The organism is Tessaracoccus sp. (assembly GCF_016714275.1).
Taxonomy (GTDB): Bacteria; Actinomycetota; Actinomycetes; order Propionibacteriales; family Propionibacteriaceae; genus Arachnia.
In genome coordinates, this window is the sequence record NZ_JADJNP010000001.1 from 1,212,620 (window position 1) to 1,229,500 (window position 16,881).

Below are 16,881 nucleotides of genomic sequence, written 5' to 3' on the forward strand. Positions count from 1 at the left end.
ACCGCTGGTTGAGCCGGTCCCCCGCGCGAAGCGCCGGGACCGCTCGTTCCTCGCGGCCCGGCTCACCCAGCGGGTGCTACCTCTCGAAGTACGGCAGCGACCGCAGCGCCCTGTCCAAGTGCCAGGTCGCGTAGGCCACGACCATGCCGTCGACGCGTTGGGCGACGGCGCGGTCTGCGGCCAACGCCTCGTCCCACGAGCCGGCGAGCAGCGCGCCGATGTGCGCGGCCTCGGCCTCACCCAGTTGCGCAGATCCGGGGGTTCGACACGACACACATGCTGCCCCGCCACCTTGGGGAGAGAACCAGCGCACGTCCACGTCGCCGCACCCGGCGCATGCCGTCGTCGACACTGCGTAGCCCGCGACGGCGAGCGAGCGCAGCAGGTAGGAGTCGACGATGAGGGGCGCGGGGCGGTCCCCTGCCTCCAACGCGAGTAGGGCGCCGAGCAGCAGGCGATATTGCTGCAGCGAGGGCACGCCCTCCTCCGCGACGAGCCGATCAGCGGTCTCGACGAGGACCTCCGCGGCCGTGAACCGGAAGTAGTCCGCGCCGAGCCTGCTGGAATGCAGCGCCTCGACCTGCGTCACCACTTCGAGCGACCCACGGCCCTCAGCGAACTGAATGTCGATGTGCTGGAAGGGCTCCAGCCTGCCGCCGAACTTCGACGACGTGCGCCGCACTCCCTTCGCGACGGCGCGCACCTTGCCGTGCGTGCGCGTGAGCAGCGTGATGATGCGGTCGGCCTCGCCGAGCTGGTGCGTCCGCAGCACGACGGCTTCATCACGATAGGTAGGCACGAAACCTGAGTGTAGATCGGTAGGCTCGACGCGTGCCTGAGCCTCGCCGTCGTCCCACCCCGCACCCGAGCGGTGCCACCGCGCCCGCGATCACGGCGAAGGCATTGCCGCGGCACGTCGCCATCGTGATGGACGGCAACGGGCGCTGGGCGAAGCAGCGCGGGCTCAAGCGGACCGAGGGGCACGCGCGGGGCGAGTCGGCGCTGCTCGACGTGATCCATGGCGCCGTCGAGCTGGGGATCCCGTACCTGTCCGCCTACGCGTTCTCGACGGAGAACTGGAAACGCTCCCCCGACGAGGTGCGGTGGCTGATGGGCTTCAACCGCGACGTGATCCACCGGCGGCGCGACGAGCTGAACGACCTCGGCGTGCGCATCCGCTGGGCCGGCCGCCGCCCCCGGCTGTGGGGTTCGGTGATCAAGGAACTCGAGGTCGCCGAGGAGATGAGCAAGGACAACACCACGCTCACGCTCCAGTTCTGCGTGAACTACGGCGGACGTGCGGAGATCGTCGATGCGGCGAGAGAGATCGCCCGCCTGGCGCGTGCTGGGAGGCTCGATCCCGAGCGGCTCACCGAGGACCGATTCGCGAAGTTCCTCGACGAGCCAGACATCCCCGACGTCGACCTGTTCCTCCGCTCTTCGGGCGAGCAGCGGACGTCGAACTTCCTGCTGTGGCAGTCGGCCTACGCGGAGTTCATCTTTCTCGACCGCCTCTGGCCGGACTTCGACCGCCGCGACCTCTGGGCCGCGGTCGCGCAGTACGCGACACGAGAGCGCCGGTTCGGCACGGCTTAGGAGCTGGCCAGAGGCGCTGCGGCCCCAGTGTTTCGGACACGGGCTATGGTTGGTATACCAAAATGACCCGATTGGAGCCATCCGTTTTGCGCCGCCTGCCTACCCTCATCGTCCTCGCCGTCGCGACGAGCCTCGCCGCGTGCACCGGAGATGCCCAGGGTCCCCCGTCGCCCAGCCCTCAGAGGAGCACCATGCCCACACCCAGCCAGCCCTCCCCCAGCCCCACGCCCTCGCCCTCACCGTCGGCGGAGACAACGCTCACCCAGGAGCAGCTCGATGAGCAGCTGCGCGAGGCCGCGTGGGCCGACGACGTGCCTCGCGCGCGCACGCTGATCGAGCAAGGGGCAGACGTCAACGCGAAGGACTCCACGGAGCAGTCTGCCTACCTGGTCGCCACGAGCGAGGGCTATTTGGAGCTGTTGCGTCTCACTCTGGACAACGGTGCGGACATCGACGCCAAGGACAGCTGGAACGGGACCGGGCTGATTCGCGCCGCCGAACGCGGGCACCACCTCGTCGTCGGCGAGCTCCTTCAGTCGGGCATCGATCGCGACCACGTCAACCGGATCGGCTATCAGGCCATCCACGAAGCGGTGTGGCTGGGTGCCGATACCGGGACGTACGCCGCAACCGTTCGCGCGCTGATCGCCGGCGGGGTCCAGCTAGACCGTCCCTCTGGCACAGAGAAGCTGACGCCGCTGCAGATGGCGAGCAGGCGCGGCTTTTCGGGTCTCGAGCGGATCCTCGCCGCGGCGGACACGGCGACGAAGAGCCCCCGGCCGGACGAGGCGCTGCTCCGGGCGGCCTCCCGCGGCGACGCCGACGCGGTGGCGCTCGCGCTCCGGGCTGGCGCGGATCTGGAGACGCGCGACGAACGCGGACGCACCGCATTGCTGCTCGCCGTCACCGAGGATCACGTCGCCACGGCGCGGGTACTCGTCGCGCTCGGCGCGTCGCCGGATGCGCTCGACGACCGGCACGACACGCCGTGGCTCGTGACCGGAGTGACCGGAAGCGTGAAGATGCTTGAGGTCCTGCTTCCGGCCCATCCAGACATGACGATCCGAAACCGATACGGCGGCGTCTCCGTCATCCCAGCCAGCGAACGCGGGCACGTCGACTACGTGCGCCGCGTCGTCGAGACCGGGATCGACGTCGACCACGTCAACGACCTGGGGTGGACGGCCCTGCTGGAGGCGGTCATCCTCGGCGACGGCGGCCCACGCCATCAGGAGATCGTCCGGATCCTCCTCGGCGCGGGCGCCGATCCATCGATCGCCGACAAGGACGGGGTCACAGCTCTCCAGCACGCGCGCAGGAGCGGGTACACGAAGATCGTCGAACTCCTCGACGACTGAGAACCTGCCGGGCCGTTCATGCGTCCAGGCGGTCGAACGCGGTCGCCCGGACGATCGCCGAGCCGGCGGCGTCGCTGGCGGCGAGGTCCACCTCGGCGGTGATCCGCCAGTCGTGGTCGCCGTCGGGGTCGTGGATGACCTGGGTGGCGATCCACAGCGCGGGTCCCTTGGCGAGGCGGAAGAGGCCGGGGCCGCGGGCCTCGCCGTCGATCAGAATCTCGTCGTGGTCGTCCCAGTAGTCGGCCAGCGCGTCGTCCCAGGCGGCGCGGTCCATCAGCACCTCGAGGGGCGGGTCGGCGAGGTTCACCGTCGCCTCCTCCAACGCGCCGAGCTCGTCCCACTTGTCCCGCGCCGCCAGCTCGACGCGGCGGAACATCGCGGTGCGGATCATGGCGGTGAACGCGCGCTCGTTGCCGGTGACCGGACGGGGCGGGGGCGGAGGGGCGCCCTGGGCGGCCAGTTCCGCCGCGGCGGCCACCTTCTCCGGGTCGGTGAGCGCCTCCCATTCGTCGAGCAGCGACGAGTCCGTCTGGCGCACGGTCTCCCCGAGCCACTCGACGAGGTCGTCGAGCTCCTCGGTGCGGTAGTCGTCGGGGACGGTGTGCCTGAGCACCCGGTAGGCGTCCGAGAGGTAGCGCAGGACGGTGCCCTCGCTGCGCTGCAGCTTGTAGGTGGAGATGAACGTCGTGAAACCCGCCGCGCGTTCCCACATGTCGCGCACCACCGACTTCGGCGACAGCGACGCCCCTGCCAGCCACGGGTGCGACTGCACGTAGACGTCCAGGGCGTGCTCCAGCAGCTCTCCGAGCGGCTGGGGCCAGGTGATCTCCTCGAGCAACTCCATGCGTTCGTCGTACTCGATGCCGTCGGCCTTCATCTGCGCGACGGCCTCGCCGCGGGCGAGATGCTGCTGCCCCAGCAGCACCTGGAACGGGTCCTCGAGCACGGCCTCCATGACGGAGACGACGTCGAGGTGGTAGGTCGGCGACTCCCGGTCGAGCAGATCGAGCGAGGCGACGGCGAACGGCGCCAACGGCTGGTTGAGGGCGAAGTCCTCGCCGACGCTCTCGGCCAGCGCACACCAGCCGCCGTAGGCATCCGGCTCCGTGCGCTTGACCAGCACCCCGGAGGTGAGCAGGCCGCGCGTGAGCGCGAGGGCCCTGCGCTTCAACGCCCGCCGCTTGTCGGGGGTCTCGTGCGACGAGTCAAGCAGGCGCTTCATCGCTTCGTAGCTGTCGCCGGGCCGCTGCGCCACGTTCAGCAGCATCCCGTGGGTCACCTGCATGCGCGAGACGAGGTTTTCGGGCTGAGCGACGGTGATCCGCTCGTACGTCTCCTCGTTCCACGCGACGAACCCGTCGGGCGCCTTCTTCCGCACCACGCGTTTGCGCTTCTTCGGGTCGTCGCCGGCCTTGGCCAGCGCGCGCTCGTTCTCGATCACGTGCTCGGGTGCCTGGACGACGACGAAGCCGACGGTGTCGAACCCCGCCCTTCCGGCGCGCCCTGCGATCTGGTGGAACTCTCGCGACCGCAGCTTTCGCACGCGGGTGCCGTCGAACTTCGTCAGCCCAGTGAACAGGACCGTCCGGATGGGCACGTTGATGCCGACGCCGAGGGTGTCGGTGCCGCAGATGACCTTGAGCAGTCCCTCCTGCGCGAGTTGCTCGACGAGCCTGCGGTACTTGGGCAGCATGCCCGCGTGGTGCACGCCGATCCCTCGCTTGACGAGGCCGGAGAGGATCTTGCCGAAGCCTTTGCCGAACCGGAAGGCGCCGATCTCCTCCGCGATCCGGTCGGCGTCGTGCCGGGTGATGAGGTTGACGCTGAGCAGGCTCTGCGCGCGCTCAAGGGCGTCGGCCTGGGTGAAGTGCACGATGTAGACGGGGGCCTTGTGCTCCTGCACAAGCTCCAGCACCTTCTCCTGCAACGGGGTCGTCGACCACTCGAACAGCAGCGGCACGGGGCGCTCTGCGTCGTCGATCAGGCTGGTGTCGCGGCCGGTGCGCTCGCTCAGCTGCGCGGCGAGCCCGGTGACATCGCCGAGGGTCGCGCTCATCAGCAGGAACTGCGCCTGCGGCAGCTCCAGCAGCGGCACCTGCCAGGCCCAACCGCGGTCGGGCTCGGAGTAGAAATGGAACTCGTCCGCGATGACCATGCCGACGTCGGCACCCTTGCCCTCCCGCAGCGCGATGTTGGCGAGCACCTCGGCGGTGCAGCAGATGATGGGCGCATCCGAGTTCACCGACGCGTCGCCGGTGACCATGCCGACGTTCTCGGCCCCGAAGATCTGGCACAGCGCGAAGAACTTCTCGCTGACCAGAGCCTTGATGGGCGCGGTGTAGAACGACACCCGGTCGGTGGCGAGCGCCGCGAAGTGCGCGGCCAGCGCCACCATCGACTTCCCCGAGCCCGTCGGCGTCGCCAGGATCAGGTTGTTGCCGCTGAACAGCTCAATCGATGCCTCGTCCTGGTGCGGGTAGAGCGCGATACCCTGAGCGACGGCCCACGCCTGGAAGTGCTCGTAGAGGGCGTCAGCGTCGCCGGAGACGCGGTCGGTGAGCTTGGGCATGGGTGTCAGCCTATCGACTGACCTCCCGCGGCCGCTCCCGCCGCCAGCGCGGCTGCCTGCGTCGCTATGCCGACGGAAGAAGCCGCGGTGACGTCAAGCGGGGCCGATCCGGTGCAAGGTGATCTGCGACTGGTTGAGGAACCGCACCGCCGGGCCGGTCACGCCGACGCCGGAGTCGATGAAAAGAGTCGCATCGCCGTCGGTGTAGACGCCCTTGGAAATCTTCGGGAAGTAGTCGCCGCCGGCCTGGTAGAGCGGACCGATCACCGGCACCCGCACCTGGCCGCCGTGCGTGTGCCCGCACAGGGCGTAGTCGACACCGTACCGGTTGAGCTCGGGCAGGATCTGCGGCGAGTGCGTCAGCACCATACGGAAGCCGTCGCCGGGAAGCCCCGCTACCGCGGCGCCGAGGTCGCCGTGACCGCTGTAGTAGTCGTCGACGCCCACGAGCTGCACCTCGCCGAAGTCGCCGTCAACGAATAGGTTCTCGTTCGCCAGCACACGCACTCCGTAGCTCTCCAAGAGGGCGTGCAACCTGCCCTGCACACCCTCGCCCTGGTCGTGGTTGCCGTCGACGTAGAACCTCGGAGCGTCGATCGTTGCTAGGCCCGAAACCAGGTGCTCCACCGGTTCGAGGTCGTCGCGGCTGGTGTTGACGAAGTCGCCGGTCAGCGCGATCAGATCCGGCTCCGCGCCGCGAACCAACTCGACGATCTGGTCCACCTGTGACGGGCGCGGAAGGCTGTGGAAGTCGGTGATCTGCACCACGCGCAACTCGCCAACCAGTTCGTCAGTCACGAACGTCGTCTCGACGAGCTGCGTGTTGCGCACCTCCCAATTGGCCCGCGCCACCGTCGCTACCGTCAGCAGCAGAGCCGCGAGGAAGACCGCGACGATGCGTCGCCACCCGCCGAACGGCGGCTTCCGGCGCAGCGCGCCCCACTCCGCACCATGAAAATCTAGAGCCATAAGCTCACCCCCCGGGGTATAGCCTAGTGGGGCATCCCCGAGATTGGGGACACGGCAACGCCGACGTCCTGTGGGACGTCGGCGTTGCAGTGAGAAGACGGGCTCAGCTCAGACGGCGTTACGCGTGGCCGCGTGGATCGCCTCTGCTCGATTCAGCGCGCTCAGGATCGCCTTCATCGAGGCGCTGGTGATGCTCGGGTCGATGCCCACACCCCACAGCACCTGGGCGTCGTCGCCATCGCCGATCTCGCACTCGACATACGCCGCGGCGTTGGCGTCGCCACCCGACTGCAGCGCATGCTCCGCGTAATCCAGGACCCGGACGTGCGCGCCCTCGGAAGCCAGAGCATCGACGAACGCGGACACCGGGCCGTTGCCCTCACCCTCGACGTCGACCTGGTGGCGCGTCGGGCCGTCGACCGTGGCGTGGACGTGGAACTCGCCGTTGCTCGACGTCGACCCCGCCGCCGTCAGCACCCACGGCCCGTTGGCCAGGTACTCGCGCTGGAAGATCTGGTGGATCTCCTCCGCCGTGACCTCGCCGCCGGCGACGTCGGTGTGCTGCTGCACGACGCGGCTGAACTCGATCTGCAGGCGACGCGGCAGATCCATCTTGAACTCGTTCTTCATCAGGTAGGCCATGCCGCCCTTGCCCGACTGCGAGTTGACGCGGATAACCGCCTCGTAGGTGCGGCCCACGTCGTGCGGGTCGATCGGCAGGTACGGCGCCTCCCAGGGCATCTCGCCGACCTGCTTGCCCGCGGCGACGGCCGCATCCTCCAGGTACTCCAGGCCCTTCTTGATCGCGTCCTGGTGCGACCCGGAGAACGCCGTGTAGACGAGGTCGCCCGCGTACGGATGGCGCGGGTGCACGGGCAGGCCGGTGCAGTACTCGACGGTGCGGCGCACGTGGTCGATGTCGGAGAAGTCCAGCTGCGGGTCGACGCCCTGGGTGTACAGGTTCAGCGCCAGCGTCACCAGATCGACGTTGCCGGTGCGCTCGCCGTGGCCGAACAGGCAGCCCTCGACCCGATCAGCGCCGGCCATCTGGCCCAGCTCGGAGGCGGCGACGGCGGTGCCGCGGTCGTTGTGCGGGTGCAGCGACACCGCCACGTTCTCGCGGTTCTTCACGTGCCGGATGAAGTACTCGATCTGGTCCGCATACGTGTTCGGCGTCGAGCGCTCGACGGTCGCCGGCAGGTTGAAGATGATCTCTCGGCCCTCGCCCGGCTGCCACACGTCGGAGACGGCATTGCAGACCTCGACGGCGAAGTCGGTGGGGGTCTGGGTGAAGATCTCAGGCGAGTACTGGTAGCCGAACTCGACGTCCCTCAGGTGCTGATCGGCGTACTTCATGACCAGCTCCGTGCCGCGGGTAGCCAGGTCGATGCACTGCTGCTCGGAGATCCGGAACACGACCTTGCGGAAGAGTTCGGCCGTCGCGTTGTACATGTGGATGGTGGCGCTGCGCGCGCCGATCAGCGACTCCGCGGTGCGCGAGATCAGGTCCTCGCGGGCTTGAGTCAGCACCGAGATCGTCACGTCGTCGGGGACCTTGTCGCCTTCGATCAGCTGGCGGACGAAATCGAAGTCCGTCTGCGACGCCGAAGGGAAGCCGACCTCGATCTCCTTGTAGCCCAGCGAGACCAGGAGTTCGAACATGCGCATCTTGCGCGACGGGGTCATCGGGTCGATCAGGGCCTGGTTGCCGTCGCGCAGGTCGGTCGACAGCCAGCGCGGCGCCTTCTCGATCCGCTGGGACGGCCACGTGCGGTCCGGCACGTCGACGGGAATGAACGGGGTGTAGCGGTGCACCGGCATCGTGGTCGGCTGCTGCACGGGAACGGACTGCGGGCGGGTGTTGAACTGAGTCATTTCAGAAGTCTCCTGGCTGGGGATCTTGGTGCCAGACGCGAAGAAGCACCGCAGCGAGGAGATCTGGCTCAGTGCTTACTGGGCCTCGCTGCGGCAACCAAGGAGCAGGTTCTGCCGTGCCACGTCGCAGAGACTAGCACGGGTTGTGCAGATTTGGCCGGGTCCACTGGTTTCGACACGGCGACTCGCTGGCGCTCGTGCGGGCTCAACCAGCGATCACTTCACCGAGCCGGCGGTGAGCCCGCCGATCAGGCGCTTCTCGATCAGCGCGAACAGCACGATAACGGGGATGATCGCGATCAGGGCGACGGTGAAGAGGTACTGCCAATCCTGGATGTACAGGCCAAGGAAACGCGGCATGGCGACGGTCAAGGGCTGCAGGTTCGTCTGCTGGACGAGGATCAGCGCGGCAGCGTATTCATTCCAGGTGTTGACGAACACGAAGACGATAGCGGTGACGATGCCGGGCCAGACGAGCGGCAGCGAGATCCGGAACATGGTCTGGAGCCGGCCGAGGCCGTCGATCAGGGCCGCCTCGTCGATCTCCTTCGGCACGCCCGCGAAGAAGGCCTGCATGATCCAGATCGCGAACGACAGGTTGAACGCGGCATTGATCAGGATCAGCGCGGCCCACACGGTGTAGCCCTGCCAGCCCTTGAACTGCTGGAAGAGGCCGACGGCGAGCACCGTCGGCTGCAGCATTTGCGTGACGAGCACGAGCAACAGGAACACGAGGCGCCCGGGGAACCGGAAGCGGGCCACGTAGTAGGCGGCTGGGGTTGCGACGACGAGCACGAGCAGCGTCGCGCCCACCGCGATCACCGTCGTCGACAGCAGAGCGGACGCGGGATTGACCGACGACGCCCACACCGTGAGGTAGTTGCTGAACTGCGGCTGGGCCGGGAAGTACACCGGCGGGATGTCGGTCACCTCGAGACGCGTCTTGAGTGAGGTGATGAACATCAGCGCGTAAGGGAAGCCGAAGAACACGGCGATGGCAAGGGAACCGAGCGCCACGAACCAAGGGCTCGGCGGACGGTCGATGCCGCCGCGGTGGGGAGTTCGCGCCATGGCTCAGGCCACCTCCTTCGTGGGCTGCACGACGGCCAGGTAGATCGCGATGATGACGAGGCAGAACAGGAAGTTCAGCACCGACAGCGCCGACGAAACGCCCGGACCGAGCGCACGCTGATACTCGAACATCAGCGTCGTGGTGATGTGACCGGTGTGATAGCCGGGCGTCTCCTGAAGGAGCCTCAGAATCGGGAGGGAGTTGAAGACATTGATGATGTTGATCAGCGCGGCGACGGCGATCGCGGGGCGCAGCATCGGCAACACGATGTGCCAGTACCGCTGGGGCGCCGAGGCGCCGTCGACATGTGCGGCCTCGAGGACGTCCGACGGCACAGCCTGGAGTCCGGCGAGGATCGTGTAGGTGGTGAACGGCAGCGACACGTAGATGGCGACGAACACGGCGATCCAGAACGCACTCGTCGGGTCCTTCGTCCACGCGCGCGACTGCTCGAGGATGCCTGTGTCGACGAGCAGCCGGTTGAAGAGGCCGACGTTCTCCTGCAGGCCGTAGCGGAAGACCGTCGCGGTCATGACCACCGAGCAGGCCCAGGGCAGGATGACGAAGAGACGCAGCAGCTTGCGGCCGCGGAAAGGCTTGTTCAGGAACTGCGCGATGAGCAGCGAGAGCAGCACCGTGCACAGCACGACGACCACGACCCACACCGCGGTGTTCAGCAGAATCCGGTCGATGGGGACGCCCGGGAACGTCAGTGCGCCCGCGGGGCCGATGTAGTTGTCCAGGCCGATCGGTTCGTCGCTGCGGCGAATGCCCTTGTTGTTGTACTTGAAGAACGACGTGTAGACCATCAGCGCCGCCGGGAAGAGCACGACGCCGACGATCAGGACAAGGGTGGGCGCGAGCCATGGCAGCGCGCCCACCGCCTCTCGTCGTCGGTTAGCCCTGAGCATCCACCTGGGCCTGGATCTGCGTGAGCAGCTCGGCCGGATCGGTGGTGCCGACCTGGTAGGCCGAGCCCTGTAGCGCCGCCTGCAACACATCCCACTGCGGGTTGCTGACGGGCAGGAACTGGACGATCGAGAGCGCCTCCAGGAAGCCCTTCTCGTTGTCCGTCGCAGCCTCGGCCTTCGCCTTCTCGATCATCGACGTGGTCACCGGGAGCAGCTTTGTGCCCTTGTACCAGCCCTCGTACATCGCATCGGAGTACATGAGGTCGAGGAAGGCGCCCGTGGCCTGCTTGCGCGCCGCGTCCTTGTTGTCGAACGCGGCGATGAAGTCGGTCACGCCTGTGGCCACGCCGTCGCCGCCATCCTTGTCGGGCACGGCCGCGAGCGCCGGCTTGATGCCCTTGGCCTCGGCGTCGGCGACGATCTGGCTGTGGCCGACGATCATCCCGAGCTTGCCCGCGTGGAACAGGTTCGCGACATCCTGGCGGTTGTCCTCCAGCTTGGGCTGGGTGAGGCCGTCAGTGTGCATCTTCTGCATCTGGCCGAAGGCCTCGACGGCCTGCGGGGTGTTGGCGTTCAGCTTCTCGCCGTCGACCCAGGTGCCGCCGGCACCCCACAGCCACAGCGACGACTCGAGCTGGGCCTCCTCGCGGCCGAGCGGCATGCCGTAGCCGACGACGCCGCCGCCGAGTGCGACCAGCTTCTTTGACGCATCCTCGAGCTCGGCCCAGGACTTCGGCGGCGCGCCGATCCCCGCCTGCGTGAACAGCTCGGTGTTGTAGATGAGCATGCGGGCGCTCGCGATGTCCGGTGCCGCCCACTGGGTGCCGTCGGCGCTCTGGCCGTTCTTCAGCAGCGAAGGCTCGATGGCGGCGAGGGTGTCCGCGCTCACGACCTCGTTGATCGGGTAAAGGATTCCGGCCTCGGCCGAGGCGGCGAACGCGTTGTCGTTGAGGATGTCCGGGTAGTCGTTGGCCTGGATCCGCGCCGCGACCTTGTCGGAGAAGCCGTCCCAGCCCTCGATCTGGATCTCCACCTTGACCTTGGGATAGGTCTTGTTGAACTCGGTCTTGATCGCCTCCCAGTCCGCCTGCGAGGAGTCCGCGTAGGACGGGGCGAGGATCTTGATGGTGGTCTCGAGGTCGCCGGGGCCGACGGTGCCGCCACCCCCACCTCCGCCGTTGTCGCCGCCACAGGCGGTCAGGGCCAGCGCGCCGATCAACGCGGCCGCGCTCAGCTGGAGTACACGCTTGTACACGTGGTTTCCTTTCGAATCGGTCAGGCTCACATCGTCGGACCCTGATCTCGTGAGATCGATATTAGGAATCGAAAGACACCGGGCAAGCGGCCGCGCGCACTCGTGACCAAATAGTTACCACCGCTGAACCGGCGGGCCCTAGAAACCGAGACGGTTGAGGTACTTGGCGTCGCGTTGCCACTCCTTCAGCACCTTGACGTGCAGCTTCAGGTGCACGCGAGTGCCGAGGAGGCGGTTGATCTGCGGGCGCGCCACCGAGCCGATCTCGCGGAGCCGCTCCCCCTTGTGGCCGATGATGATGCCCTTCTGGGAGTCGCGCTCCACGACGATGGTCGCGAACACGTCGAGCAGCGGCTTGTCCTCCGGGCGCCCTTCGCGGGGCAGGATCTCGTCGATCATCACGGCGATGGAGTGGGGCAGCTCGTCCCGCACGCCCTCCAGCGCTGCCTCGCGGATCAGCTCCGCGATGAGGGTCTCCTCCGGCTCGTCGGTGATCTCGCCGTCGGGGTAGTACATCGGGCCGGCAGGCAGGAGGCCGAGCAGCACGTCGCCCACGACGTCGACGTTCTCGCCGCTCTCCGCCGAACAGGGCACGACGTCGGCCCACTCGATGCCGAGCTCGGTGGCGACCTCGCCGATGTCGACGAGGTGCGACAGCTGGCGCTCCTTGCTGACCAGGTCGGTCTTGGTGGCCAGCGCGACCAGCTTCGGACGGTTCTGGAGCTTGGCGATCTCCCCAATGATGAACTGGTCACCAGGGCCGATGCGCTGGTCGCACGGCAGGCAGACACCCACGACGTCGACCTCGGACCAGGTCTCGTAGACCAGGTCGTTCAGGCGCTGGCCGAGCAGCGTCCGTGGGCGGTGCAGGCCAGGGGTGTCGATGAGGATGAGCTGGCCGTCCTCGCGGGTCACGATGCCGCGGACCGCGTGCCTCGTGGTCTGCGGCTTGCTCGACGCGATCGCGATCTTCTGTCCGACCAACGCGTTGGTGAGCGTGGACTTGCCGGCGTTGGGGCGGCCCACGAAGCAGGCGAAGCCCGAGCGGTAGGTGGTCTCAGTCATCTTCGGTCTCCTGCTCCTCGCCGCGTTCGACGGCGAGTTCTTCTGGCGTGAGGCGCCGCGCGAGCACGGTGCCGATCTGGTGCCTGCGGCCGATGGCGCGGTCGGCGATCAGCTCGATGTCGCCGATCAACGCCCGCGAGCCAGGGATGGGCACCAGGTTGAGTTCCTTGGCCATCAGGCCGCCGACAGTCTCGACGTCGTCGTCATCGAGCTTGACGTCGAACAACTCCCCGAACTCGTCCAGCGGGAGCCGCGCCGAGACGCGGTACCGGCCCTCCCCCAGCTCGGAGACGGCGGGGGCGTCGTGGTCGTACTCGTCGACGATCTCGCCGACGATCTCCTCGAGGATGTCCTCGATGGTCGCCAAGCCCGAGGTGCCGCCGAACTCGTCGATCACGATGACCAGGTGCGAATGGCTGAGCTGCATGTCATGCAGCAGCTCGTTGACGGGCTTCGAGTCGGGGCAGAACGCCGCCGCGCGCATGAGGTCGGCGACCTTCTCCTGGTGCTGGGCGTCGGGGAAGTCGTAGATCCGCTTCGACACGTCCTTCAAGTACACGACGCCGAGAATGTCGTCGAGGCCTTCCCCGACGACGGGGATGCGGGAGAAGCCGGAGCGCAGCGCGAGGCTCATCAACTGGCGCAGCGTCTTGTCCTTCGTCACGTAGACCATGTCCGTCCGCGGAACCATGACCTCCTTGACGATGGTGTCGCCCAGCTCGAAGACGGAGTGCAGCATCTTCGACTCGCCCGCCTCGATCAGCTCATTGGCTTCGGCGATGTCGACGAAGTCGCGGAGTTCGGCCTCGCTGGCGAACGGGCCGTCTGCATAGCCCTTGCCGGGGGTCAGCGCGTTGCCGAGCAGGATCATCAGCTGGGCGATGGGGCCGAACACGGACGTCACGCCGCTCACGACGCTGCCGAGGGCGCGCAGCGTCTCGCCCGGGCGCTGCCGACCGAGCGTGCGCGGTGCGACGCCCCAGAGGATGAACGAGACGACGCACATGATGGCGATCGCGGTCAGCGCTCGTGCCCAGTCGTGGGCGAAGTGCTGGAACAGCATGATGGTGACGAGCACGATCGAGCTCGTCTCCAGCAGGAGCCGCGTGAAAAGGACGGCGTTGATCGACGGCGCGGGATCCTGAGCGATCAGCGCGATGCGCTCCGCACCGCGATCGCCGGACTCGACCATGCGCTCCGCGCGGGACTTCGTCATGATCGACAGCGCGGTCTCCGCCGCCACCAGGAGGGAGGCCCCGACGGCGCACAGCACCGCGAGGATCAGCTGGGTCCAATCAGAGGGGGACACAGGTATCGGTCAACTCGCTCGGCTCGGGGATACGGCTTGGCGGATTCTACCTCAGCGAAGCGATGGCGGCGCTCAGCGAGGGCGCGCCAACTCCCAGGCGGCGATGATCTTGTCGTTCAGGCCGAACATGATCGCCTTCTCGTCGGGCTCCGCGTGATCGTGGCCGAGCAGGTGGAGCAGCCCATGGATGAGCAGGTACTCGGCCTCGGCGTCGGGTTCGCGGCCGTTCTCCGCAGCCTGGCGGGCCGTCACCGTCGGGCAGAGGACGATGTCGCCCAGCAGGCCGAGCGGCGCCTCCTCGTCGTCGGCGGGCGCACGGAGCTCGTCCATGGGGAAGCTCATCACGTCGGTCGGCCCGGGGAGGTCCATGAACCGCTCGTGGTAGTCGGCCATGGTGGTCTCGTCGACGAGCAGGATCGACAGGTCCGCCTGCGGGTGGATGCGCAACTGTTCCAGCGCGAACCGGGCGAGCGAGACCAGGCCGAGCTCGTCGGCCGCGACGCCGGACTCGTTGTTGATGTCGATCATCGACGCCCCTTGCGCTCCGTATGGCGGTTCTCCGCGGCGGCAGCCTGGAGGCTCTCGAACTGGTCGTAAGCGGCGACGATCCGGCCGACGAGGCGATGCCGGACGACGTCGCGCGCCGTCAGCGTGCAGAAGGCGATGTCGTCGAGCCCGTCAAGGACGTGCTGCACCTCGCGGAGGCCGCTCTTCTGGCCGCCGGGGAGGTCGACCTGGGTGATGTCGCCGGTGACGACGATCTTCGAGTTGAAGCCGAGCCGCGTCAGGAACATCTTCATCTGCTCCATCGACGTGTTCTGGGCCTCGTCGAGGATGATGAACGCGTCGTTGAGGGTGCGTCCGCGCATGTAGGCCAGAGGCGCGACCTCCACCGTGCCCGAAGTCAGCAGCTTGGGAACCGAGTCGGCGTCGACCATGTCGTGCAGCGCGTCGTAGAGCGGGCGCAGGTACGGGTCGATCTTGTCGTTCAGCGTGCCGGGCAGGAACCCGAGCCGCTCCCCCGCCTCGATCGCCGGGCGCGTCAGGATGATGCGGCTGACCTGCTTGGCCTGCAGCGCCTGCACGGCTTTCGCCATGGCGAGGTACGTCTTGCCGGTGCCCGCGGGCCCGATGCCGAAGACGACGGTGTGCTGGTCGATGGCGTCGACGTAACGCTTCTGGTTCAGCGTCTTCGGCCGCACGGTCTTGCCCCGCGCCGACACGATGTTCTGGGTGAGGATCTCCGTCGGCGAGGTGCCGTCGTTGGCCAGTTGGATGACGCGTTCGACCGTCTCGCCGGTGAGGCCCTGGCCGGTGCGCAGGATGGTGACGAGTTCGGTGAAGACCTCGGCGGCGCGGGCGACCTCGGCCGCGTCCCCGGTAAGGCTGATGCGGCTGCCGCGGACGTGGATGTCACAGCGGAGCCGGTCCTCGAGGATGCGGAGAAAGTCGTCCCGGGGGCCGAGCAGGTTGACCATGTCGATCGACAGCGGCACAGCGACGATGCGCGTCGCGGCCGGCGTGTCAAGGGCGTTGCTGTTCAGGGTTTCCACTCCCAAGAGTCGTGTGATGCGGGCTGGGCCCGTCTGCCGGGCCAGCTTACCCCCGGCGCGCGTAGGAGCGCCCTACTCGATGATGTCGTCGTCGTCCTCGGTGATGATATGCATCGCGGCTTCCTCGGCGCTGGCGGCGCCGCCGCTGATGCCGACGTCGACGCCGAGCGTGTCCTCGCGCCCTGCGCCCTGGACGGCCATGAGTCTGCCGGCGCGCTCGGTGCCTACCTGGCGGTTCTCCTTGTACGGGTTCCAGTTGTCGTCGTTGGGCGCGCGCTCCGGCTCCTCCTGGTGGACGCGCATCTCGATCGTCTCGCCCTGGCGCATCTCCGCCGGCGTGTTGCCGAAGCCCATCGCGGGCGACCAGTGATCCGGGGCGATGTAGCCCTCATCCAGGACATCCTGGACGCCGCGGTCGATCAGCGAGTCGGATTGCTGGAGCTGGTCCAGCTGCTCGGACTCCTCGGGGACTGCCTCATCGAATTGGTCGCTCATGTAGAGAGTCTGCCACCGAATCGGCATCCCGGGCGGTGATCGGGCCGACTCTCATGGAATCGGTGGCGGAAGCGGCGACAGGTCCCAGCCGGTTGCGTCGCTTGTCGGCGGCTCACCGTGACTCTCGTACAATCTCCGGGTGACAGCCCTGAAACAGCCCTCGTTCGCCCAACGGCCGCCCGGCGTGTACGACCTCGTGGTCGCGCTGTTCTGCGCGCTTCTGCTGATCTCCAACGTCGCGGCGGTGAAGCTGATCGCGCTCGGACCGGAGTTCACCGTCGGCGGCTTTCCGTTGCTGCCGTTGATCACCGACGGCGGCGCGTTGCTGTTCCCGCTGACCTACGTCCTCGGCGACGTCCTCGCAGAGGTGTACGGGATGCGCGGGGCGCGCCGCGCGATCTTCCTGGGCTTCGTCATCTCCGCGCTGGCATCGCTGACGTTCCTCGCCGTCGGCGCCCTCCCGCCCGCGGCGGACTGGCCGAACCAGGAGGCGTTCGACGCCGTGCTGGGCTTCGTGCCGCGGATCGTCGCGGCGTCGCTGATCGGCTACCTGGCGGGCCAGCTGCTGAACGCCTGGGTGCTGGTGAAGCTGAAGGAGCGCGCCCCGGACGGCTTGCTGTGGGCGCGCCTGCTGGGCTCGACGGTCGTCGGCGAGGCGGCGGACACGACGCTGTTCTGCCTGATCGCCTTCGGCGGCATCATCGGCGGCGGGACGATGGTCAACTACATCCTGGTCGGCTACCTGTGGAAGGTCTCGGTCGAGGCCATCTGCCTGCCGATCACCTACCGCGTGATCGCCGCCGTCAAGCGCCGCGAGCCCACCTACGCCACCAGCGCCGGTTGAGCCCGAATCG

At 67.9% G+C, this 16,881-nt stretch carries 15 protein-coding genes; 3 read left to right on the top strand and 12 right to left on the bottom strand.

The window, feature by feature from the left end:
• Positions 1-76: 76 nt before the first annotated feature.
• On the bottom strand, positions 77-799 hold the full coding sequence (gene recO, locus IPJ61_RS05665) for a DNA repair protein RecO (protein WP_297103996.1): 723 nt from the start codon (positions 797-799) through the stop codon (positions 77-79).
• 32 nt (positions 800-831) lie between these two features.
• Between recO and IPJ61_RS05670 the strand changes: the two genes are divergently transcribed.
• Positions 832-1,596 carry an isoprenyl transferase gene (locus IPJ61_RS05670; protein WP_459251251.1) on the top strand — a complete coding sequence of 255 codons (765 nt, stop codon included), beginning with the start codon at positions 832-834 and terminating at the stop codon, positions 1,594-1,596.
• Between the two features lie 191 nt (positions 1,597-1,787).
• Positions 1,788-2,954 carry an ankyrin repeat domain-containing protein gene (locus IPJ61_RS05675; RefSeq protein ID WP_297103998.1) on the top strand — a complete coding sequence of 389 codons (1,167 nt, stop codon included), beginning with the start codon at positions 1,788-1,790 and terminating at the stop codon, positions 2,952-2,954.
• 16 nt (positions 2,955-2,970) lie between these two features.
• Here IPJ61_RS05675 and IPJ61_RS05680 read toward each other — a convergent pair whose 3' ends face one another.
• From IPJ61_RS05680 to IPJ61_RS05730, 11 genes are all read right to left on the bottom strand, one after another.
• The gene (locus IPJ61_RS05680; RefSeq protein WP_297103999.1) at positions 2,971-5,523 is read right to left on the bottom strand and encodes a DEAD/DEAH box helicase; all 2,553 of its coding nucleotides are present in this window, start codon (positions 5,521-5,523) and stop codon (positions 2,971-2,973) included.
• A 93-nt stretch (positions 5,524-5,616) separates the two neighbouring features.
• Positions 5,617-6,492: a metallophosphoesterase gene (locus IPJ61_RS05685; protein WP_297104001.1), complete on the bottom strand. Its 876-nt coding sequence runs from the start codon at positions 6,490-6,492 to the stop codon at positions 5,617-5,619.
• 108 nt (positions 6,493-6,600) lie between these two features.
• On the bottom strand, positions 6,601-8,367 hold the full coding sequence (gene leuA, locus IPJ61_RS05690) for a 2-isopropylmalate synthase (protein WP_297104003.1): 1,767 nt from the start codon (positions 8,365-8,367) through the stop codon (positions 6,601-6,603).
• A gap of 216 nt (positions 8,368-8,583) precedes the next feature.
• A complete protein-coding gene (locus tag IPJ61_RS05695; RefSeq protein WP_297104005.1) occupies positions 8,584-9,438 on the bottom strand; it encodes a carbohydrate ABC transporter permease in 855 nt (284 codons plus the stop codon).
• Positions 9,439-9,441: 3 nt separating this feature from the next.
• A complete protein-coding gene (locus tag IPJ61_RS05700; protein WP_297104007.1) occupies positions 9,442-10,320 on the bottom strand; it encodes a carbohydrate ABC transporter permease in 879 nt (292 codons plus the stop codon).
• 16 nt (positions 10,321-10,336) lie between these two features.
• Complete coding sequence (locus IPJ61_RS05705) at positions 10,337-11,605, bottom strand: ABC transporter substrate-binding protein (RefSeq protein WP_297104009.1); 1,269 nt, start codon at positions 11,603-11,605, stop codon at positions 10,337-10,339.
• A gap of 138 nt (positions 11,606-11,743) precedes the next feature.
• Positions 11,744-12,670: a GTPase Era gene (gene era / locus IPJ61_RS05710; RefSeq protein ID WP_297104011.1), complete on the bottom strand. Its 927-nt coding sequence runs from the start codon at positions 12,668-12,670 to the stop codon at positions 11,744-11,746.
• Entirely contained in the window at positions 12,663-13,979 is a 1,317-nt protein-coding gene (locus IPJ61_RS05715; protein ID WP_297104012.1) for a hemolysin family protein, read from the bottom strand. Before IPJ61_RS05715 ends, era begins: the two co-directional genes overlap by 8 nt.
• Before the next feature lie 72 nt (positions 13,980-14,051).
• Positions 14,052-14,507 carry an rRNA maturation RNase YbeY gene (gene ybeY, locus IPJ61_RS05720; RefSeq protein WP_297104013.1) on the bottom strand — a complete coding sequence of 152 codons (456 nt, stop codon included), beginning with the start codon at positions 14,505-14,507 and terminating at the stop codon, positions 14,052-14,054.
• On the bottom strand, positions 14,504-15,532 hold the full coding sequence (locus IPJ61_RS05725) for a PhoH family protein (protein ID WP_459251265.1): 1,029 nt from the start codon (positions 15,530-15,532) through the stop codon (positions 14,504-14,506). The genes ybeY and IPJ61_RS05725 overlap by 4 nt, the downstream gene beginning before the upstream one ends.
• A 72-nt stretch (positions 15,533-15,604) precedes the next feature.
• Positions 15,605-16,027, bottom strand: coding sequence for a DUF5709 domain-containing protein (locus IPJ61_RS05730; protein WP_297104014.1), 423 nt, complete (start codon positions 16,025-16,027; stop codon positions 15,605-15,607).
• A gap of 139 nt (positions 16,028-16,166) precedes the next feature.
• Here IPJ61_RS05730 and IPJ61_RS05735 point away from each other — a divergent pair, with 139 nt between their 5' ends.
• Positions 16,167-16,871 carry a queuosine precursor transporter gene (locus tag IPJ61_RS05735; protein WP_297104015.1) on the top strand — a complete coding sequence of 235 codons (705 nt, stop codon included), beginning with the start codon at positions 16,167-16,169 and terminating at the stop codon, positions 16,869-16,871.
• Positions 16,872-16,881: the final 10 nt, after the last annotated feature.

What these genes read in the sequence shown, in the direction of transcription:
- IPJ61_RS05675 (WP_297103998.1), top strand. Translation starts at nt 1,788, where the DNA reads ATGCCCACACCCAGCCAGCCCTCCCCCAGCCCCACGCCCTCGCCCTCA.
- leuA (WP_297104003.1), bottom strand. Translation starts at nt 8,367, where the DNA reads ATGACTCAGTTCAACACCCGCCCGCAGTCCGTTCCCGTGCAGCAGCCG.
- IPJ61_RS05680 (WP_297103999.1), bottom strand. Translation starts at nt 5,523, where the DNA reads ATGCCCAAGCTCACCGACCGCGTCTCCGGCGACGCTGACGCCCTCTAC.
- IPJ61_RS05685 (WP_297104001.1), bottom strand. Translation starts at nt 6,492, where the DNA reads ATGGCTCTAGATTTTCATGGTGCGGAGTGGGGCGCGCTGCGCCGGAAG.
- era (WP_297104011.1), bottom strand. Translation starts at nt 12,670, where the DNA reads ATGACTGAGACCACCTACCGCTCGGGCTTCGCCTGCTTCGTGGGCCGC.
- IPJ61_RS05730 (WP_297104014.1), bottom strand. Translation starts at nt 16,027, where the DNA reads ATGAGCGACCAATTCGATGAGGCAGTCCCCGAGGAGTCCGAGCAGCTG.
- IPJ61_RS05695 (WP_297104005.1), bottom strand. Translation starts at nt 9,438, where the DNA reads ATGGCGCGAACTCCCCACCGCGGCGGCATCGACCGTCCGCCGAGCCCT.
- ybeY (WP_297104013.1), bottom strand. Translation starts at nt 14,507, where the DNA reads ATGATCGACATCAACAACGAGTCCGGCGTCGCGGCCGACGAGCTCGGC.